This is a genomic window from Asticcacaulis sp. MM231, from assembly GCF_964186625.1.
Taxonomy (GTDB): domain Bacteria; phylum Pseudomonadota; class Alphaproteobacteria; order Caulobacterales; family Caulobacteraceae; genus Asticcacaulis.
Window position 1 is genome coordinate 2,044,785 of sequence record NZ_OZ075108.1, and the last position, 18,836, is coordinate 2,063,620.

18 protein-coding genes are annotated in these 18,836 nt (G+C 59.6%); 6 read left to right on the forward strand and 12 right to left on the reverse strand.

All coding sequences use genetic code 11. The features are described 5' to 3' along the window. Positions 1-15: 15 nt before the first annotated feature. Genes acpS through pyrE form a run of 3 tightly spaced genes read right to left on the reverse strand, consistent with a single transcriptional unit; the run spans position 16 to position 1,768 of the window. Positions 16-414, reverse strand: coding sequence for a holo-ACP synthase (gene acpS, locus ABQ278_RS10060; protein WP_349319478.1), 399 nt, complete (start codon positions 412-414; stop codon positions 16-18). Next, entirely contained in the window at positions 411-1,175 is a 765-nt protein-coding gene (locus ABQ278_RS10065) for a pyridoxine 5'-phosphate synthase (protein WP_349319479.1), read from the reverse strand. Before ABQ278_RS10065 ends, acpS begins: the two co-directional genes overlap by 4 nt. Before the next feature lie 5 nt (positions 1,176-1,180). Beyond that, a complete protein-coding gene (pyrE, locus tag ABQ278_RS10070) occupies positions 1,181-1,768 on the reverse strand; it encodes an orotate phosphoribosyltransferase (protein WP_349319480.1) in 588 nt (195 codons plus the stop codon). A gap of 200 nt (positions 1,769-1,968) precedes the next feature. On the opposite strand from pyrE, the gene ABQ278_RS10075 reads away from it, so the two are divergent. Further along, complete coding sequence (locus ABQ278_RS10075; protein WP_349319481.1) at positions 1,969-2,988, forward strand: alpha/beta hydrolase; 1,020 nt, start codon at positions 1,969-1,971, stop codon at positions 2,986-2,988. Between the two features lie 23 nt (positions 2,989-3,011). On the opposite strand, the gene ABQ278_RS10080 is transcribed toward ABQ278_RS10075, so the two are convergent. Continuing rightward, a complete protein-coding gene (locus ABQ278_RS10080; protein WP_349319482.1) occupies positions 3,012-5,273 on the reverse strand; it encodes a bifunctional (p)ppGpp synthetase/guanosine-3',5'-bis(diphosphate) 3'-pyrophosphohydrolase in 2,262 nt (753 codons plus the stop codon). A 153-nt stretch (positions 5,274-5,426) separates the two neighbouring features. Beyond that, positions 5,427-5,786 carry a DNA-directed RNA polymerase subunit omega gene (gene rpoZ, locus ABQ278_RS10085; protein WP_018080286.1) on the reverse strand — a complete coding sequence of 120 codons (360 nt, stop codon included), beginning with the start codon at positions 5,784-5,786 and terminating at the stop codon, positions 5,427-5,429. 456 nt (positions 5,787-6,242) lie between these two features. On the opposite strand from rpoZ, the gene leuA reads away from it, so the two are divergent. Further along, positions 6,243-7,919, forward strand: a complete 1,677-nt coding sequence (gene leuA / locus ABQ278_RS10090) for a 2-isopropylmalate synthase (RefSeq protein WP_349319483.1) — start codon at positions 6,243-6,245, stop codon at positions 7,917-7,919. A 230-nt stretch (positions 7,920-8,149) separates the two neighbouring features. Here the strand turns inward: leuA and ABQ278_RS10095 are convergent, their stop codons facing one another. Further along, the gene (locus ABQ278_RS10095) at positions 8,150-8,725 is read right to left on the reverse strand and encodes a thermonuclease family protein (RefSeq protein ID WP_349319484.1); all 576 of its coding nucleotides are present in this window, start codon (positions 8,723-8,725) and stop codon (positions 8,150-8,152) included. Positions 8,726-8,882: 157 nt separating this feature from the next. On the opposite strand from ABQ278_RS10095, the gene ABQ278_RS10100 reads away from it, so the two are divergent. Continuing rightward, a complete protein-coding gene (locus ABQ278_RS10100; protein WP_349319485.1) occupies positions 8,883-9,884 on the forward strand; it encodes a DMT family transporter in 1,002 nt (333 codons plus the stop codon). Here the strand turns inward: ABQ278_RS10100 and folK are convergent. Continuing rightward, positions 9,860-10,387, reverse strand: coding sequence for a 2-amino-4-hydroxy-6-hydroxymethyldihydropteridine diphosphokinase (gene folK / locus ABQ278_RS10105; RefSeq protein WP_349319486.1), 528 nt, complete (start codon positions 10,385-10,387; stop codon positions 9,860-9,862). The two genes, ABQ278_RS10100 and folK, sit on opposite strands and share 25 nt — an antisense overlap. 33 nt (positions 10,388-10,420) lie before the next feature. Here folK and ABQ278_RS10110 point away from each other — a divergent pair, with 33 nt between their 5' ends. Together ABQ278_RS10110 and ABQ278_RS10115 are read left to right on the forward strand one after the other, a co-directional pair. Then, positions 10,421-11,011 (forward strand): NYN domain-containing protein, encoded by a 591-nt coding sequence (locus ABQ278_RS10110; protein ID WP_018080293.1) that lies wholly within the window; start codon positions 10,421-10,423, stop codon positions 11,009-11,011. A gap of 53 nt (positions 11,012-11,064) precedes the next feature. Then, positions 11,065-11,844 carry an SDR family oxidoreductase gene (locus tag ABQ278_RS10115; protein ID WP_349319487.1) on the forward strand — a complete coding sequence of 260 codons (780 nt, stop codon included), beginning with the start codon at positions 11,065-11,067 and terminating at the stop codon, positions 11,842-11,844. 253 nt (positions 11,845-12,097) lie between these two features. Here ABQ278_RS10115 and smpB read toward each other — a convergent pair whose 3' ends face one another. Both smpB and dapA read right to left on the reverse strand, forming a co-directional pair. After that, positions 12,098-12,568, reverse strand: a complete 471-nt coding sequence (smpB, locus tag ABQ278_RS10120) for an SsrA-binding protein SmpB (protein WP_349319488.1) — start codon at positions 12,566-12,568, stop codon at positions 12,098-12,100. After that, positions 12,568-13,491, reverse strand: a complete 924-nt coding sequence (dapA, locus tag ABQ278_RS10125) for a 4-hydroxy-tetrahydrodipicolinate synthase (protein WP_349322139.1) — start codon at positions 13,489-13,491, stop codon at positions 12,568-12,570. Before dapA ends, smpB begins: the two co-directional genes overlap by 1 nt. A gap of 305 nt (positions 13,492-13,796) precedes the next feature. On the opposite strand from dapA, the gene ABQ278_RS10130 reads away from it, so the two are divergent. Then, positions 13,797-16,055 (forward strand): lytic transglycosylase domain-containing protein, encoded by a 2,259-nt coding sequence (locus ABQ278_RS10130; protein WP_349319489.1) that lies wholly within the window; start codon positions 13,797-13,799, stop codon positions 16,053-16,055. 22 nt (positions 16,056-16,077) lie between these two features. On the opposite strand, the gene ABQ278_RS10135 is transcribed toward ABQ278_RS10130, so the two are convergent. From ABQ278_RS10135 to ABQ278_RS10145, 3 genes are read right to left on the reverse strand one after another with little or no spacing between them, the layout of a single operon-like run. After that, positions 16,078-16,839, reverse strand: coding sequence for an ABC transporter ATP-binding protein (locus tag ABQ278_RS10135; protein WP_349319490.1), 762 nt, complete (start codon positions 16,837-16,839; stop codon positions 16,078-16,080). Next, positions 16,839-17,834: an iron ABC transporter permease gene (locus ABQ278_RS10140; protein ID WP_349322140.1), complete on the reverse strand. Its 996-nt coding sequence runs from the start codon at positions 17,832-17,834 to the stop codon at positions 16,839-16,841. Before ABQ278_RS10140 ends, ABQ278_RS10135 begins: the two co-directional genes overlap by 1 nt. After that, positions 17,834-18,583 (reverse strand): ABC transporter substrate-binding protein, encoded by a 750-nt coding sequence (locus ABQ278_RS10145; protein ID WP_349319491.1) that lies wholly within the window; start codon positions 18,581-18,583, stop codon positions 17,834-17,836. The genes ABQ278_RS10140 and ABQ278_RS10145 overlap by 1 nt, the downstream gene beginning before the upstream one ends. Positions 18,584-18,836 lie beyond the last annotated feature (253 nt).

Genomic DNA, 18,836 nt, shown 5'->3' on the forward strand with positions numbered 1-18,836 from the left:
GGCAAGCACAAGGCTTTATTCCGTAGAGACCGCTTCGATAACCGCATAGGCTGTGGCGTAAGGGTCTTCGTCGCTCAGGGAGAGATGGATATGCGCCGTCTTGCCTTCCGGCAGCAGGCCGCGCAGCACCTCCTCCGCCGCGCCGTGCAGGATAACGTGCGGTTTGCCAAGATGACCGGAAACGACCTCGATATCGGTGAAGAAAAAGCCGCGCACGCCGGTGCCCATCGCCTTGGCGACCGCTTCCTTGGCGGCGAAGCGCTTGGCGAAACTTAAGGCCGGACGCGCCGCCGCCTGAGCGTGGCTTTGTTCGCCAGGGGTATAGATGCGATCAAGAAAACGCGCCGTGAAGCGCTCCATCGACGATTCGATGCGGCGGGCGTCACACAGATCGACACCGATGCCAACGATCATTCCTTCACGCCTTTATGCGCGGCGTCGATCAGGTCTCGCATCCGGTGCAGCGAAGCTTCGAGACCGATAAAGATGGCCTCGCCGATCAGGAAGTGCCCGATGTTCAGTTCGCGGATATGCGGTATCCTGGCGATAAAACCGACCGTGTCGAAATCGATGCCGTGGCCGGCGTGTACCTCGATGCCGAGATCATGCGCCTGTTGAACCGCCGCCTGTAAGCGGTTCAGTTCATTGTTAAAAATGACGTCTTCCTGTTCGCGGAAAGCATCGCAAAGCGCGCCGGTGTGGAACTCGATCACCGGCGCCTTGACCAGGGCCGCCGCCCTCACCTGCGCCGGATCGGTGGCGATGAAAAGCGACGACCGAATACCCAGAGCATTGAATTTTGCAACCGCCGCGCCAACCGCCTCCAGTTGCCCGACAACATCAAGGCCGCCCTCGGTGGTGCGTTCCTCGCGGCGTTCCGGCACCAGACAGGCGGCGTGCGGCTTCATCTCGACCGCCATGGCCACCATTTCCTCGGTCACCGCCATCTCGAAATTGAGCGGCCGGCCGAAGGTGTCGCATACCTCTTTGATGGCGAACACGTCCTTATCAAGGATATGGCGGCGATCTTCGCGCAGGTGCGCCGTGATGCCATCGACGCCGGCCTTGAGCGCCATTTGCACCGCACGCACCGGATCAGGCGCATGACCGCCGCGGGCGTTACGCACGGTGGCGACGTGATCAACATTGAGCCCTAAGCGGATACGGTCGTGCATGGCCCCTAAGCCTTGGCCAGCCGGCGCGAACCGGGGTCTTCGACCGGGATAGCGGCCAGTTCGGGCGGCAGGTTATCGGCAGGGTAAGCCGGGACTTCGAGCGAGGCCAGAGCGATCAAAGGCACGCCGACATCGACCTTGCCGCCGGAGCGATCAACGATGCACGCCGCCGCCACAACATCGCCGCCGGCCGCCTTGATGGCTGCTATACATTCGCGCGACGACAGGCCCGTGGTGACGATATCCTCAACCATCACGACCTTCTGGCCGGGCTCGATATGGAAGCCACGGCGCAACTTGAACTCACCGCCTTCGCGTTCGACATACATCGACGGCACCTTGAGGTGACGGGCGGTTTCGTAACCGGGGATGATGCCGCCGACGGCCGGCGAAATGGCGAGATCGACGGGGCCAACCGCGGCAGTGATCTTGTCGGCTAAGGCCTTGCAAAGGCGTTCGCAACGGTCGGCGTTCATGAAGACCAGGTTTTTCTGCAGGAACATCGGGCTGTGCAGGCCGGATGACAGCACAAAATGGCCTTCGCGCAGAGCGTTGGCGGCGCGGAACTCGTTGATTACGTCTTCACTGGTCATGGGGAATCCTTGTCTGATGCCAGCGGTTTAGCGCGTTCGGTCGGCTATTGGAAGATGAAGAATTGCGCTGAGCTTTGTTCAAACCGTCGAAATCCTAAACCTTATCTGAAAGGGCAAGCAAATAGGTTTGACAAGCGTTACGTATAGATTGAGCATCTAGGAGACGGGCCGGAAGCGCGGCCGACGACTGAGGGGGGCTTATGTTTCGAATTGTATGCGCATGTCTGCAAATTGTATTATTGTTCGGTTTACCGACGGTCTCTCATGCAGCCGAGCCCCTGCCTCTGGAAGCCTATTTTCGGCCTCAGAACGCCGTTAAATTACCGGATGGCCGGCGTTTCAATATCTTCTGTATTGGGTCTGGCGGTCCCACGGCACTGATAGACTCCAGCCTTAGTCAATGGAGTCTGGAATGGCGGGACATCCAGCGCGATCTGGCTCAAGTCACCAGGGTCTGTACTTTCGACAGGGCCGGATACGGCTTTAGCGATCCAGGCCCCTTACCGCGTGATGCCTCTGCGGAAGTCGGCAATCTCGAAAACGCACTGAAGGCAGCGGCTATTAAACCACCCTATATATTGGTAGGGCACTCGTTGGGCGGGATAAACATGCGCCTGTTTGCCTACAAACATACCGAGGACGTTGCAGGTATTCTGTTGGTCGACCCAGCCATAGAGCATGGCGACAAACGCCTGCCCTATCCTAAAAGCTATCATGATGAAAATCTCAGCTTCTACCGTGGCTGCCTGAAACAACTCGAGGCCGGCCCGCTCACTCCCGGATTTATTCTGCCGGGGGCCGAGGATCCTTGCCTTCCTAAGCGCCCACATGATCTGTCCAAAGCCGTATGGTCAAAGCTTACGGAAATATATTTCAGCAAGAGCCGTTTTGAAGTCATGTTATCCGAAACTGAAAGTAAGGATGAAACCTCGTCGAATGATCTTGACGCCAACCGACATAGTCTTGGCTCGATCCCCCTTGTTATCCTCTCTTCTGACAAAGCGCACTTTACTGAAGACAGGCCGAACGGTGTGGACGCGGATACACTTTATAATGCCTGGATCAGCGCCCACGAAGACCAGGCTCGCAACTCCACACAAGGAAAGAATGTCATTGTAGAGGGCGCCAGCCATTTCATATTTGAAGAACGCCCCGACGCATTGCTTGACGCGTTCAATGAAGTTGTTCAGCAAGCGCGTGCCTCGAAGATGAAGCCGTGATCGAAGGTATTATGAAATACCGTCTACCCCCTCACGCGGTCGACGCTTTCGATCATCGGTGAGGTACGCAGCGCTGCCGAAATATTGGTGATGTGGCGGGCATCCAGCACCTCGATATCGAAATCGACATCAAGGAAGTCCATCGGTTTGTTCGCTATCCTGATATTGACGATATTGCCCTTGGCCTCGCCGATCAACGTACACGCCTGACCGAGCACGCCCGGCTTGTTCTGCATATTGACGCGCAGACGCGCCACCGACAGCGTGTTCTTTTCCGCGTTCAGCGTCCAGTGCAGGTCGATCCAGCTTTCGTCCTGCGCCTCAAGAGCCTCAAGTTGCTCACATTCGATGGAGTGGACATGGACGCCATCGCCTTCGACAAAGCCGACGATGCGGTCACCCGGCACCGGATAGCAGCACTTCGAGAAGATGACAGTTTGCAATTCATGCAGGGCCGAGCCCCGCACGAAGGCCGCGCCACCTCCGCCATCCTTGATGCGCGTCAGGCTATCGGTGGTCAGCATCATCGGCAGCTTGAGGCCGGGGAAGATGGCTTCGAGAATCTTGGCCGGGAAGATCTTGCCACGGCCGCACAGCTCAAACAGCTCGTCCTCGCTCGTCACGTTGAAGCGCTCGAACGCTGGCCGCCAGCTTATATCCTTCAGAGCCTTATCGACCTGCGCGGCGGCACGCTCAATAGCCGTCTTGCCGAGCTTGATAAAATCGCCGGCCTCGCGCTGGCGCAGGTGACGGCGGATCGCCGAGCGGGCCTTGCCGGTAACGGTCAGGCTGAACCAGTCCTGATTGACGCGCGATTCCAACCCGGTCAGGATTTCGACCTGATCGCCGTTTTGCAGCACGGTGCGCAAGGGCTTGTGCTCACCATTGATCAGGCAGCCAATGGCCGTTTCGCCGACCTGGGTATGGACGGCAAAGGCGAAATCGAGCGGCATGGCGCCGCGCGGCAGCGAGATCAAACGTCCCTTCGGCGAGAAGACGAACACCTGATCAAGATACATCTCCATCTTGGCGTGCTCGACCCAATCCTCACTGTCGCCACCATTTTCAACGATGTTGACGATATTGCGCAAAGAATTCATCGGGTTGCGACCGCCGTCGCGCGTCGCCGCCTCTTCATCGAAGCCATAGGCCTGATTCTTATAGCCCCAGTGCGCCGCTACGCCCTCTTCGGCCACGCGGTCCATCTCCTCGGTGCGGATTTGCAGCTCGATACGCGTTCCCTTATGGCCAACCACCGTCGTGTGCAAAGACTTGTAATTGTTGGACTTTGGCGTCGAGATAAAGTCCTTGAAGCGCTCCTGCACGCACGGCCAGGTGCGATGGATGATACCAAGCGCGCGGTAACAGTCGTCCGTATTCTGCATCACCACGCGGAAGGCGAAGATATCCGACAACTGGTTAAACCCGACCGACTTGCGCTGCAGCTTTTTCCAGATCGAATAGGGCGACTTTTCACGCCCCATGACCCGCGCGGACATGCCCTGCTTTTCCAGCTTGGCAGCAACGTCGCGGGCGATGGCAGCGATTGTCGAGCCCTTCTCGGTCCGCATCTCCTCAAGGCGATGGATGATCGCCTGATGGGCCAGCGGATTGATGTGCGAAAAGGCCAGGTCTTCCAGCTCGGTGGCGAATCGGTTGCAGCCGATCGAACGGGCCAGCGGCGCGTAGACTTCCAGCGTTTCGCGCGAAATGCGTTCGCGCTTTTCCGGCGCCACGAAATGCAGGGTGCGCATATTGTGCAGGCGGTCGGCCAGCTTGACCAGCAGGACGCGGATGTCCTTCGAGATGGCCAGGATGAACTTGCGCAGGTTTTCCGACGACTTGGTGTATTCCGATTGCAGTTCGAGCCGCGTCAGCTTGGTGACGCCCTCGACCATGGTGGCGATTTCCTCGCTGAACTTCGACGCGATCTCTTCATAGGTCGCCGGCGTGTCTTCGATGGTGTCGTGCAGCAGGGCGGTGGCGATGGCGGCGGCATCTAACTTGTAGTCGGTCAGGATGCCGGCCACCTCGATCGGGTGGGCAAAGTACGGATCACCCGAAGCCCGCAACTGCGCGCCGTGCATCTTCATGGCATAGACATAGGCGCGGTTGAGCATGGCCTCATCGACCGTCGGGTCGTAGGCGGCCACGCGATCGATCAGTTCGATCTGGCGCAGGAATTTCTGACGATGGGTTGCGGGCTTCGGCGTTTCGGGCGTGGCTAAGGGCGCTGGCTCAACGGATGCCGCCTTGTCCAAAACCTGCTCGCTTTCTGCCGACATACACTTACTTTCGATAACGCTTCGCCTTATCCTAATCGGATCAGGGGTTAAAAAGTTTCTCACAAGCGCGGATTTACACAAGTAAAAAGGCTCAAAGGTATCCCCTTGAGCCTTTTAAATAATAAGTTTGCCGGCGTTTGCCAGACGGGAAGCTTAGTAGCGCTCTTCCTGACCGCCATCGCGGTCGGATTGCAGGGCGCGGATCAGTTCGCTTTCCGACATCTGCATGTGCGACGGATCGGCCAGCAGGGCGAGGGTTTCGGCCTCTTCCTCGGCCTCGGTGCGCTCGTCAACGCGTTGCAGGGAAGCGATCAGGCTTTCGGTCAGCACGGTCGGCTCGATCACGCCGTCGGCGATTTCGCGCAAAGACACGACCGGGTTCTTGTCGTTGTCGCGGTCGACCAGGATCGACGAACCCGACGAGATGGCGCGGGCGCGGTGCGCGGCCAGCAAAACGAGGTTGAAGCGGTTATCGATCTTTTCGACGCAATCTTCGACGGTGACGCGGGCCATGCAGGAACCTCAATATAGGAGCGTCTTCGCTTGGCCTGCACAGGATGAGGCGGCCATAGGGCGAGGACTAAAAAGTCATGAACCGGTGCCAATAGCGCGTGTCGCCGGAAAAGACAAGAAATTCATGAAATTTGTTGTGCGAGCGCAAGGCGCGGCCATTAAAGGCTGACGGTTTGCCCGCAAATCCTTATTGACGCGTGCCGGTCAATCATGACAAAAACCGCCTATGATCACGTCCAAAGCCCTAAACACGCTCCTTATTGGCACCCTGATCGCTTAACTGCGGTCAGGCGAAAGTCGTTTGCGTCTTTTTTTGGCTTTATCCCCGTTTCGGGTTTTGATCATGTTCTCCCATCTGCTATCTCTCCCGCGCATTCGCCCCGGCTTCACATCCTGAAGCTTTGAGCCTTCGCGCGTCACACTCGCACTCTTTAAGACCTATAAGGGTTTCCACCCATGATGCTGACCAATCCCGACACCAAGTACCGTCCGTTTTCCCTCGGCGTCAACATGTCCGACCGCACCTGGCCGGACAAGGTGACCACGAAAGCGCCGCGCTGGCTCTCCACCGATCTGCGCGATGGCAATCAGGCGCTGGCCGATCCGATGGATGTCGACAAGAAGCTGATGTTCTTCAAGCTTCTCCTCAGCGTGGGCCTCAAGGAGATCGAGGTCGGCTTCCCGTCGGCATCGCAGACCGAGTTCGATTTCGTGCGCAAGCTGATCGAGGAAAACCTGATTCCCGACGACGTCACCATCCAGGTGCTGACGCAATCGCGCGAAGACCTGATCAAGCGCTCGTTCGAGGCCCTGCGCGGCGCCAAGAAGGCGATCGTGCACCTCTATAATGCGACGAGCCCCCTCTTCCGCCGCGTCGTGTTCAACATGGACAAACCAGACGTGCTGGCATTGGCGCGCAAGGGTATGGGCCTGCTGGTCGCCGAGGCCGCCGCGCAACCGGAAACCGAATGGGGCTTCGAGTACAGCCCGGAAACCTTCACTGCCACCGAGCCCGAGTTCGCGCTTGAGGTCTGCAACGCCGTGATCGAGGTTGTGCAGCCGACGCCATTAAAGCCTTTGATCCTCAACCTACCAGCCACGGTCGAGGTTGCCGGTCCGCACACCTATGCCGACCAGATCGAATGGTTCTGCCGCCATATCAGCAAGCGCGACAGCGTGGTCATCAGCCTGCACCCGCACAATGACCGCGGCACCGGCACCGCGGCGGCCGAACTGGCCCTGCTGGCCGGCGCCGACCGCATCGAAGGCTGCCTGTTCGGCAATGGCGAACGCACCGGCAATGTCGATTTGGTGACGCTGGCGCTCAATCTCTATACGCAGGGCGTGTCGCCGGAGCTCGACTTCTCCCATATGCGCGAGGTGGTGAAGACGGTCGAACACTGCAACAATATCCCGGTGCATCCGCGCCACCCCTACGCCGGCGAACTGGTTTTTACCGCCTTCTCAGGCTCGCACCAGGACGCCATCAAGAAGGGCTTCGCGGCCCACGAGAAGCGTAACGACGGCTATTGGGAAATGCCCTATCTGCCGATCGATCCGGCCGATCTCGGCGAGAGCTACGAGGCCGTGATCCGCGTCAACTCCCAGTCCGGAAAGGGGGGGATAGCGTGGATTCTTGAGCAAAATCATGGCCTGAAGCTGCCCCGCCGGTTTCAGGTAGACTTCTCGAAGAAGATTCAGGACATTACCGACGCCTCGGCCAAGGAAGTCAGTGGCACGGATCTGTGGGACGCCTTCCAGGCGGCTTACCACCTGACCGGGCCACAGGCCTATGAACTGATCGAATACGACCACAAGGGGCCGGTGCGTTCCGGCGCCACACGCACCTTCGTGGGCAGGATCATCAAGGATGGTATCGAGACCTCGGTCATTGGCCATGGCAATGGCCTGATCTCCAGCGCCGTGCGCGGGCTCAATTCGCACTATGATCTGGGCCTTGAAGTGGTCGATTACGCCGAACACGCGCTCAATGTCGGCAGCGAAAGCCAGGCGGTGGCCTATGTCGAGTGCAGGGCCGGCGACCGCACGGTCTTTGGCGTCGGCATTGATCATGATGTCGCCACGGCCAGCATCAAGGCGGTGCTTTCGGCCGCCAACGCCCTGAAGGTGTAGTTTTTAAGCTTTAACACGGAAAGGCATGGATGCCGCTGCGCGGCGAGACGGATAAGGCACGGATTTCAGGGTAATAGCCAAAGACCTATGCGCGCTCTTGTTATTATAGACGGCGAAGCCGTCATTCATAGCTACGGCAACTCACTAGCTTATAGAGCCCATAAAATCCGTGCCTTATCCGTCTTGATGCGCTTGCGCATCATCCGTGCCTTTCCGTGTTCAACTCTTTCCTACCTCGGATGCTCCCGGCGATATTGCACCAGGCTCTGAAAACCCCGCGCCCAGGCGCCGCGTTTGTGCGCGCGGGCGTCGGTCTCCTCATCCATATAGTCCAGCGTGAAGCTGCGGTAATCGACCGCCAGTCCGCGCCGCACCATCTCAGCCCCGAGATCAAGGCCTGACGGTAGCTTGCAGATCGCAACCATGCGGCCATACTGGTCATGATCCTGCTGCCGGCAGGTGATGATCTGGCCTTCAATAAGCCCACGCAAAGCAGACGTCGCCTCGACGCCGCAGCGAAAGCGGCCGCAGGTCTGATCGTGCTCGAAGGCATCTATCCCGAACAGGCGCACATGCCGGTGTTTGATCACCAGGGTGTCGCCATCGACGGCATAGGCGCTGCCGCTCACGACCGGCTGTTTCGCCAGCACCGGCCACGCCAGAACACTTAAGGCCAAACAGAGCGTAACCGAACGTGACATCTGAAACATGTGTTTACGGTTGCGCAAAACGTCCAAACCCTCTACTTGCCCGCCCATGATCACCAGCTTCGCCAACGCCTTCGCGCTCATCCATATTGACATCATGTCCAAGCTTATTTGGGCGTGCCAATCGCTTAACGTCAAGTCACTTGGCGTCAAGTCCGCTTCGCGCAAGGCCTCCTAGGCGACTGATCCGAACGATCGCGCCCCTACCCGTTTTACGGGGCGCCTGAGAGACACAAAGGCGCCCGCAAAGGCCCAGATGTCCGACCAGCCCATACAGAAAAGCCCGCTTTCAGCCCCGTGGTTATTGATCTGGGGCGGCTATATCCTGGCCATGCTGGGCGCGTTCCTTTTCGCCAGCAAGGGCATCTGGATCAAGCTGGCCTATGCCTACGATATCGACGCCTCAGCCCTGATGGCGCTGCGCCTGTCGATCGCCACGCCGTTCTTCGTCGTCTTCGGCATCCTGACCTTCCTGCGCGCCAGATCCAAAGGCACCAACACCCTGCCGCCGATCGACCGACAGCCGGGACTGTATATCCGCACGCTGCTGGTCGGCGCGCTTGGCTACTGGCTGGCCAGCTATACCGATTTCGAGAGCCTGACGACCCTATCGCCGCAATTCGAGCGCCTGATCCTCTTCACCTACCCCCTCTTCGTCATTCTGTTCGGCGCTATGTTCTTCAAGCAGCCTTTCCGCCTGAAGGCCGTATGGGCGTTTGCGATCAGCTACGCCGGGCTGGCGATGGTCTTCATCACCGACCTGAACGCGCACGGCTCGGCCATCGTGGTCGGCGCCCTGTGGTGCATGGTGTCGTCGGTGGCGTTTGCCATGTACCTGCTGCTGGCCAAGCCATTGATCAAGCGCATGGGGCCATCACTATTTACCTCGTGGGCGATGAGCGGCGCCGCCATCGCCACCGGCACGCACTTCCTGCTGGTGCACAAGATCAGCGACATCCACATGACGCCGCCACTGCTGACTCTGGTGATCGGACTGGCGATCGGCGCCACTGTCCTGCCGAGCTACCTGACCAATTTTGCGCTCAGCCGCATCTCGTCACAGGCCAATGCCGTGATCAGCTTCATCAATCCGATCTTCACTCTGGCCATGAGCGCGCTGATCCTCAACCAGCACATCAGCCCGTCGGATATCATCGGCACCCTGCTGGTTCTGACCGGGGTCGGCCTCTATATCTGGATCGACCAGCGCGCAACGCGGCGCGAGGCAGAAGCTCAGCTCGCGACATCCAAAGGATAGGCGTCCCGGGCAACGGTGGCGCTTGCATAGAGGTCTTGCGCCGTCAGTCCATTAACTGGATGCACCCAGTCCGTCGCGATCTCGGCCAGCGGCCCCATGACGAAGGCGCGCTCGGCGGCGCGCGGATGCGGCAGGACCAGCCCGTTTTCGCCTTCCAGCACCACGTCGCCATAGGCGATTAAATCGAGATCCAGCACGCGCGGCGTGTTCAGGCGGCCATCACGCACACGCCCGGAATCTTCTTCTACCCCGTGCAAAAGCTGCATTAAATCATTTGGTTGCAAATCAGTTGCAATTTGCAAGACGGCATTTAGATAGGGCGGATCGCTCGGATCCGGCCAGGCCTGCGACGACCACAGACGAGAAATTTTGTTCACAATTAATCCACGCGCTTCCAAATCCTTGACAAGGCGCGCGAAAGCTTGCGATGCAGTCTGTTGACCCGCCGACAGGTTTGAACCATAGGCGACAAAAATCGCCGTATTGCTGACGCTTCCCGCCATTTTAACCGCACATTCTCGTGGAATTATTTCACTATGAGCTTTTATCCCACCGACCGTATCGCGCTTTTTATTGATGGTGCCAACCTCTATTCGGCCGCCAAGGCGCTCAATTTCGACATCGACTATCGCAAGCTGCTCGATGAATTCAAAAAGCGCGGCATTCTGATCCGCGCCTACTATTATACCGCCCTGGTCGAGGGCGACGATTACTCGCCGATCCGCCCGCTTGTCGACTGGCTCGATTACAACGGCTTTTCCCTGATCACCAAATCGGCCCGGGAATATACCGATGCGCAAGGCCGCAAGCGCTGGCGCGGTGACATGGATATCGAAATCGCCTGTGACATGATGGAAATGGCCGAACACGCCGACCATCTGGTGCTGTTCTCCGGCGATGGTGACTTCCGCCGCCTGATCGAGTCCGTACAGCGTAAGGGCGCGCGCGTCACCGTCGTTTCCACCGTCAAGTCGTCGCCGCCCATGACCTCCGACGAACTGCGCCGTCAGGCCGATACCTTTGTCGATCTGGCCGATCTCGCCACTGTTGTCGGTCGTCCACGTTCCAGCCACGCCAATCCGCCGAAATTCCTCGGCACCGAGGATGATGACGACGACACGATTTGATGGCTTATCGGCGCAGGTGCATCTTGCCCGCCCTTTCCCCCTAAGGTTTGACGATGGATCTCGGTATCAGCGGACGTTACGCGCTTGTGTGCGCCTCCAGTCAGGGACTGGGCAAGGCCTGCGCGCTCGAACTGGCGAAAGCCGGCTGCACGGTGGTGATTAACGGCCGCGACGCGGACAAGCTGGAAGCGGTGGCGGAGGAAATACGCGCCGCGACGGGCGCTATCATCATCACGGTGGCCGGTGATGTCAGTCTGGCGGCAACGCAAAGCGCGCTGATAAGCGCGGTGCCGCAGGTCGATATTCTGGTCAATAACAATGGCGGTCCGCCCTTCCGCGACTTCCGCCAGATTGACCGCGCCGCCATGCTGGAAGGCGTGACCTGCAATATGGTGACGCCAATCGAACTGGTGCAGAAGGTGATCGACGGTATGGTGGCGCGTGGTTTCGGTCGCATCGTCAACATCACCTCGGGGTCGGTAAAGATGCCCTTGAGCGGTCTTGATCTGTCAAGCGGCGCCCGCCTTGGCCTGACCGGTTTTCTGGCCGGCGTGGCGCGCAGCGTGGCGCACGCCAATGTGACGATCAACTTTCTGCTGCCGGGTTCGTTCGATACTGCGCGCCAGACCAGCGGTTTGAGCAAGAAGGCTGCCGATCGCGGGGTAGATATCGCTACGGTCAAGGCCGAGAGCGAGGCAGGCATCCCAGCGAAACGGTTTGGCGAACCGTCAGAATTCGGCGCGGCCTGTGCGTTTTTATGCTCGGCGCAGGCCGGTTATATCACCGGGCAAAGCCTGCTGATCGACGGCGGCGCTTTTCCGGGTGTTGTGTAAGAAAAGACTTAACCACGGATGGCCGCAAGCGGCCTCACGGATGATGTGAGCACGCTCACATCTACACGGATAAAGGCACTGATATTTTGAATATCAGCTCACACCTTTGATTTTAGAATGGCGGCTTTGCCGTCCAAAAGGACTAGGCACAATCCCTAACGAATCAAGGTCATCCGGAAATCCGTGCCTATATCCGTGCAGATGCGCTTGCGCATCATCCGTGAGGCCACTTGCGGCCATCCGTGGCAAAAAACTACCCCTTATCCCGCATCAGGCGGGCTTTATCGCGCGCCCAGTCGCGGTCGGCGCTGGCTTCACGCTTGTCGTGCAGCTTCTTGCCCTTGGCGAGGGCGATTTCCAGCTTCACCAGGCCCTTGTCGTTGAAGAACAGCTTGGTCGGGATGATCGTCATGCCTTCGCGCTGGATGGCCACCATGAAACGGCTGATTTCTTTCCGATGGAGCAGCAGTTTGCGCGGCCGGCGCGGCTCGTGATTAAAGCGGTTGGCGTGGCCGTAGATCGGGATATCGGCATTGATTAGGCACAGTTCGTCGCCATTCTCGATGCTAACATAGGATTTAGCAATATTAGCCCGTCCCTGACGCAGCGCCTTGACCTCGGTGCCGGTCAGGGCGATCCCCGCCTCGGTATTCTGTTCGAGGAAATAATCGAACTTCGCCCGACGGTTATCGGCGATCACCTTATAGGTGCTGATAACATCCATTAGGCGGTGACCCGTTCCTGCCCCGCCAGCGGCAACCCGGCAAGAGCCATGGCCTGATCAACCAGCGGGCGCACGGCTTGCGAACAGGCGACGATCGGTAGACGCACCTCATCACTGCAGAGACCAAGGCGGCTCATGGCGTACTTGGTGGGCGACGGTGAGGAATCGGCGAACAAAACCTTGTGCAGTGTAATCAGCTTGTCCTGCCACTGCAGCGCTGCCTCATAAGCGTTCTGGACGACCGCCTCATACATGGCCACCACCTGCGCCGGCGCGACGTTCGAGGTCACCGAAATGACACCGTGACCGCCGTGCGCCAGATAGCCGAGCAGGGTCGGGTCATCGCCGGAGATATAGGAGAAGTCGCCTTCAATCATCAGACGCATCTGGCTGATCCGTTCCAGATCACCGGTAGCATCCTTGATGCCGACGATGTTCGGCAGTTTGGCGAGGCGCGCCACGGTCTCGTTGCTCATATCCACGACGGTACGACCGGGCACATTGTACAGCAGGGCCGGAATCTGGACATTGTCATTCAGCGCCTTGAAGTGCTGGTACAGGCCTTCCTGCGACGGCTTGTTATAATAGGGCGCGACGACCAGGACGGCATCGGCGCCGACCTCCTTGGCGTGATGGGCCAGTTCCAGCGTCTCGGCGGTATTGTTCGAGCCGGCGCCGGCGATCACCTTGATACGCCCCGCCACCTTTTCGACGCACAGCTTCACGACGGCGCGATGCTCTTCCATGGTCAGGGTCGAGGTCTCGCCCGTGGTGCCCACCGGCACAATGCCGTGCACGCCGCCGGCGATCTGAAACTCGACCAGTTTCTCCAGCGCCGCATAATCGACCTCGCCACCCTTGAAGGGCGTCACCAGAGCGGTAATTACGCCGCGGAAAAGGGGTTGTGCAGCTCTGTCGGTCATCGTCATCTTGTCTTCTGGCTCTCATCTCACCGCAAACACGGAAAGTTGTGGCTTTTCGGCCATCTCCGGCTTTGGATTATATGAAAATAGCCATAGATAAGCAAAGCCATCGTCGCAATGGCTTTCTAAAAAGAAACTATATCTATAGTCTGGCTATGCATAACTTTTGGCCAGATACAGGAATTTTATGACCCAGCCTGACCGACAGACCATCGCCACCCTCGCCCGCAAAATCGCCCTCGCCATGGGGGTCAGCGCCCTGAGTTCTGGGCGCCCTGCAGCCGGTGGCGGCGCAGGACGATACCTTGCAGGATGCAGCCGCACCGCCGGCCGATACCGCCCGTCCCTATATTCCCTCCACCCTGTCCGGCAACGATTCCGCCCTGTTGCAGCAGGCGCTTTCGGCCGCCAAGTCGCGTAATTTCTCCCAGGCTGATTCGCTGGCCTCCGGTTTGAGCAGCCCGGTGGCGCGCAAGATCGTCACCTGGACCATCATCAACAACGACGGCAATATCTATAGCTTCGCCGCGCTCGATGCCGCCCGCCGCGACCTGTGGGGCTGGCCGCGCGAAGCGAAACGCCAGATCGCCGCCGAAAAACTGATCGGCCTGTCGGGCATGACCGCGCAGCAAACCGTCGACTGGTTCAAGGGCTCGCCGCCGCAAACCACCGAAGGCGCGACCGCCCTGATCACCGCCTATGGCAATCTGACCCGCACCGAAGAGGCGCGCGCCCTGGCCAAAAGCTGGTGGCGCACCAAGGTGTTCGACGCCCTGCCGCAAGCCAACTTCTATCAGGCCTTCAGCACCTATCTCACTCAGGATGACCATCAGGCGCGCCTGACCTGCCTCGAACTCAACTACCAGAGCGGCAATTCGCAGGCGATCCGCGACATGACCGCTTATGTCGGCCAGCATCAGGCCGATATCGCCAACGCCGTCATTGCCATGCGCACCAGTTCGGCCAGCGGCGACTCCCTCTATCAGAACGCCCTGAACGGCGATCTGCATAATTCAACCCTCGCCTTCGCCCGCGCCAAGTATCTGGCCGGCAAGGGGCTGGAGCCGCTCGGTTTCGCCCTGCTGGCCGACCTGCCGCCGGCCTCGGCCAGCCCGGACGCCGCCTCGCAGCTCTATTCGCTGCGCTGGGGCTATTTCAAAGCAGCCCTCAAGGCGCGCAATTATCGCGCCGCCTATGACGCTATGAAGGGCGGCGGTTTCGAGGCAGGGGAAAGCAAGGCCGAGGCCGAGTTCTTCGCCGGCTGGGTGGCGCTCATCAAATTGAACGACCCTGACACGGCCATCCGCCATTTTCACGAACTGGCCACGGCCGGCACCTCGCCCATCACGCAAGGGCGCGCCAACTACTGGCTGGGCCGCGCCTATGAAGCGCGCAACCGTCCGGCAACCAACGGCGTCGATGCCGACGCCACTCTGGCGCAGCGTTATTATGCGCAGGGCGGCCAGTATATCTATGCCTTCTATGGCCAGATGGCGGCTGAAAAAGCCGGCATCAAGACCATCACGCTTGGCAAGGACCCGGTGCCGAGCCAGGCGGACCGCGACCGCTTCGAGAGCCGTGACCTGATCAAGGCGGCGCGTCTGCTCGGTTCGACCGGCGAACTGGACCTGTTCCGCGCCATCGTGCTTCACCTCGATGACGTGCTGCCCAATGCCGAGGAAGAGGCCCTGCTGGTCGATCTGGTCGGTGCTTACGACTTGCAACTTATGGCCATGAAGGTGGCGCGCGTTTCGATGCAGCGCGGTTTCTATATCCCCGAACGCGCCTATCCGCTGCGCTCGGTTCCCAATGTACCGGGACCGGAAAAAGCCTTCGTGCTGGCCATCACCCGCCAGGAATTGAGCTTCGATCCGAGCGTCCGCTCCCACGCCAACGCACGCGGCATGATGCAGCTTATCCCGTCCACCGCGCGTGCCGTCGCCAACCGTCTCAATATGGGCTACAGCGACTCCCAGCTTTACGAGCCGGAATACAATATGACGCTCGGCACCTATCACCTCGGTGAACTGGTCGATCGTTTCGACGGCTCCTACGTCATGGCGGCAGCCGGTTATAATGCCGGCCCGAGCCGGATGAAGACCTGGGTAGCCGACTGTGGCGATCCGCGTGGCGCCACGGCCGACGCCCTGTCGTTTATCGAGTGCCACCCCTTCACCGAAACGCGCAACTACATGATGCGCGTGACGGAAAACATGCGTGTCTATCGTGCCCGACTGGCCGGTGGCACCGCCCCCCTGACCGCCATGGCCGATGTCCAGCGCGGCTTCCCCGGCCCGATAGGTGCGTTCGACACGCCGGAATTCAGCGACACGCCGTCGCCGGATGCGCCGATCGGCTATCTCGATTATCAGAAAGCACAGACTACCAATCCGGCAGCCGCGGCCGCCCTGACCACACCGGCCAGTGGCGTCATGGCGCCCGTGGCGGATCCGAAGCCGTCAGCCAAGCCCGTCAAGGATACCCGGAAGAAGGCCGTGGCTGAGAAAAAGAAGAAGAAAGCCCCACCGGCGAAGAAGACAAAAAAGAAAAAGAAGAAGGACTAAAGAAGAGGCCTAAAGAAGAGGCCTAAAGAAGAGGTAAGCTTTCCAGCCGGAGGGTGCGCTGGCCATCACCCGATACCAGTTCGCCCTTCAGGTTAAACACTTCGGATAACAGTTCGGGAACAAAGATGTTTTCGGGCGTATCCATCCTCACCAGCTTACCCTTGTGCATCAGCAGAACCTGATCGGCGAACTGCGCCGCCAGGTGAAGATCATGCAGGCTGAGGATGACGGTCTGGCCGGCTTCGGCGCGTTGTTTGAGCCGGATCAGCACCTGCCTTTGCCACGCCGGATCGAGCGCGATCAGCGGCTCATCGAGCAGGAACACCTCCGCCGGACTGACCAGAACCCGCGCCAGCAGCACACGCGCACGCTGCCCGCCGGAGAGGCCGAAGACGCCGCGATCCGACACCTCCTGTAAACCCAGTGCCTGCAATTCCGCGAAAGACTTTTGCCGCGCCAGATCTGGCGTCAGGTGCTGCGCGCCCAGGGCCGCGACATCGACACAAGCCAGATCCCAGGCGATGCTGCGATCCTGCGGCAGATAGGCGATGCTTTCGGCGCGCCGCGCCGGCGTCTGGCCGGCCAGCTCATCGCCGTTGAAGCGGATCAAGCCATCTTTCAACGGCAGCAGGCTGGCCATGGCCTTGAGGAGGGTCGTCTTGCCGGCGCCATTGGGCCCCACCAGCACATAGAGCTTGCCGGAGGTCAGATCGGCCGAGACATCGTGCACCACGGTCTCCTGGCCCAATTTGACGCTGACATTCGTGAGGGTAAGCTGCGACATCAGTCCTGCATCCATGAACGGGCGCTCTTGTAGGCGAGGATGGCGAACAGAGGCGCGCCAACCAGCGAGGTCAGGACGCCCAGACGCACATCGGCCGTCGGCGGCATCAGGCGGATCAGGCCGTCCGAGACAATGACCATCAGAGCGCCGGTCAGGGCGGAGGGCCAGATCAGCAGATACGGATCCTTGATACCAAAGGCGCGCACCAGATGCGGCGCGGCCAGCCCGACAAAACCTATCACCCCGGCCACCGAAACCGACAGGCCGGCCAGCAGGGACGAACCGATGACGATGACCTGCGTCAGGCGGGTCATGTCGATGCCCATGGAACGCGCGGTTTCTTCGCCGAGCGTCAGAAAGCGCAGGCCCTTGCCCAGTTGCAGCGACATGGCGCTGACCGCGCCAAGCCCCAGCACGCACATCATCACATCGAACCAGTTACGGTTGGCGACCGAGCCCATCATCCAGCCCAGCATTTCGGCGGTGGTGACAGGCGATGGCGACAGGTTGAACACCAGTGCCATCAGGGCGCCGCACAGCGCCGACAGCCCGACGCCGAGCAGGATGAGCGACTGCCGCTGCGGGAAGCGCTGAACGAAGATGAGCAGGATGACGGCAACGACCGCGGCGCCGATCAGGGCGAAACTCTCGACCGCGAACGGCGTCAGACCTAACCCGAAGACGATGGCCAAGGCCGCCCCCAGTCCTGAGCCCGCCGATACCCCGAGCAGACCCGGCTCGGCCAGCGGATTACGCAACAAACCCTGCATCAGGGCACCGCTCATGCCAAGCATGGCGCCGACACCGATTCCGGTGAGATTGCGCGGCAAACGAATGCCCCAGACGATTTCGGAACCGAGTGAATTCCAGTGAATGAAAGCGTCCAGCCACATCACGCCGCTGAGCGGCACATCACCGAACAGCATCAGGACGATCAGTAAAACGCCTATGGCTACGCCCAGGCCGATGCTCAGACTACGCAGGCTCACATGCATCACGGCACCGCCTTCAGACCGCCTGAGCCGGTCAGGGGTGATTTCGACAACTCCGCCAGATCGTAGGCTGTGAACCAGCCGTTGCAACTGATCATCTGTACCGGCAGGGTGAAATTGGGCATCGAAGCGATGCGCGCACGGACAAGCGGATTACGGCCCGGCACCCGGCGCATGGCGTAATGATCCTCATAAAACCCCAGGGCAAAGATATCAGGTTTCAGGCTCAGAATGACCTCCGGCGACAGGTAGAAGAAACCCTTATCCTGAGTCTCCAGCCTGAAACCCAGTCTTCGCAACATATCCCCGACCATGGTGTCCGGCCCGGCGCTATAGCCTGTGGGTGTGTAATAAAGCACGCTCCGTCCTTTGCCGACCTGCCGGATGGCGGCCATGGCCTGATCAAAGCGGCGCGCCTCTATCTGCGCGCTGGCCGCCTGATCGAGTTCCTGACCGATGCGCAAAAGCTCAGGCTTTGCCTGATCATAGCTATAGATGTCATTGATATTCAAAACTTTTATATGACGATCCGTCAGGGCCTTGATCAGGTTGACATCACCGCCCCAGGTGCGCACCACCACGTCCGGATTAAGCGCCAGCAGGTTCTCGAGTTGCGGCCGGATGCGCCGGACATGCTCAGCACGATCGCGGAAATTGGAGTCGTGCAGACGCGCCCGATCGGACAGCGCCAGTATCTGGTTACGCGGCACAAGGCCCAGCACATACTGGTCGGCGCACTGGTCAAGGGACACGACTTTCAGAGCTTTTGCGGGCAGCGCTTTTGCGGGCGTTTTGCTGATCTGTGGCACACGCGTTTGCGCTGACAGGTCTGTAGCCAACGCAAACACAACCCCAAAAATCAACCCAAGAGCGATCTTAAATTTAGAAATACCTACCCCCAATTGCTTTTATCGCGGTTGAAAAACTGCGCCTTTATACCGCAAGGCATTGTTCCTTTTAAAGTGAAACATCCGGGGGCGGCGGGCGTGATCATAGAAACCTTCA

Excerpts from the sequence above, each read along its gene's own strand:
- ABQ278_RS10075 (WP_349319481.1), top strand. The coding sequence starts at position 1,969 with ATGTTTCGAATTGTATGCGCATGTCTGCAAATTGTATTATTGTTCGGT.
- ABQ278_RS10135 (WP_349319490.1), bottom strand. The coding sequence starts at position 16,839 with ATGTCGCAGCTTACCCTCACGAATGTCAGCGTCAAATTGGGCCAGGAG.
- pyrE (WP_349319480.1), bottom strand. The coding sequence starts at position 1,768 with ATGACCAGTGAAGACGTAATCAACGAGTTCCGCGCCGCCAACGCTCTG.
- ABQ278_RS10115 (WP_349319487.1), top strand. The coding sequence starts at position 11,065 with ATGGATCTCGGTATCAGCGGACGTTACGCGCTTGTGTGCGCCTCCAGT.
- folK (WP_349319486.1), bottom strand. The coding sequence starts at position 10,387 with ATGGCGGGAAGCGTCAGCAATACGGCGATTTTTGTCGCCTATGGTTCA.
- ABQ278_RS10080 (WP_349319482.1), bottom strand. The coding sequence starts at position 5,273 with ATGTCGGCAGAAAGCGAGCAGGTTTTGGACAAGGCGGCATCCGTTGAG.
- acpS (WP_349319478.1), bottom strand. The coding sequence starts at position 414 with ATGATCGTTGGCATCGGTGTCGATCTGTGTGACGCCCGCCGCATCGAA.
- leuA (WP_349319483.1), top strand. The coding sequence starts at position 6,243 with ATGATGCTGACCAATCCCGACACCAAGTACCGTCCGTTTTCCCTCGGC.
- rpoZ (WP_018080286.1), bottom strand. The coding sequence starts at position 5,786 with ATGGCCCGCGTCACCGTCGAAGATTGCGTCGAAAAGATCGATAACCGC.
- smpB (WP_349319488.1), bottom strand. The coding sequence starts at position 12,568 with ATGGATGTTATCAGCACCTATAAGGTGATCGCCGATAACCGTCGGGCG.
- ABQ278_RS10110 (WP_018080293.1), top strand. The coding sequence starts at position 10,421 with ATGAGCTTTTATCCCACCGACCGTATCGCGCTTTTTATTGATGGTGCC.
- ABQ278_RS10100 (WP_349319485.1), top strand. The coding sequence starts at position 8,883 with ATGTCCGACCAGCCCATACAGAAAAGCCCGCTTTCAGCCCCGTGGTTA.
- ABQ278_RS10065 (WP_349319479.1), bottom strand. The coding sequence starts at position 1,175 with ATGCACGACCGTATCCGCTTAGGGCTCAATGTTGATCACGTCGCCACC.
- ABQ278_RS10140 (WP_349322140.1), bottom strand. The coding sequence starts at position 17,834 with ATGCATGTGAGCCTGCGTAGTCTGAGCATCGGCCTGGGCGTAGCCATA.
- ABQ278_RS10095 (WP_349319484.1), bottom strand. The coding sequence starts at position 8,725 with ATGATGTCAATATGGATGAGCGCGAAGGCGTTGGCGAAGCTGGTGATC.
- dapA (WP_349322139.1), bottom strand. The coding sequence starts at position 13,491 with ATGACCGACAGAGCTGCACAACCCCTTTTCCGCGGCGTAATTACCGCT.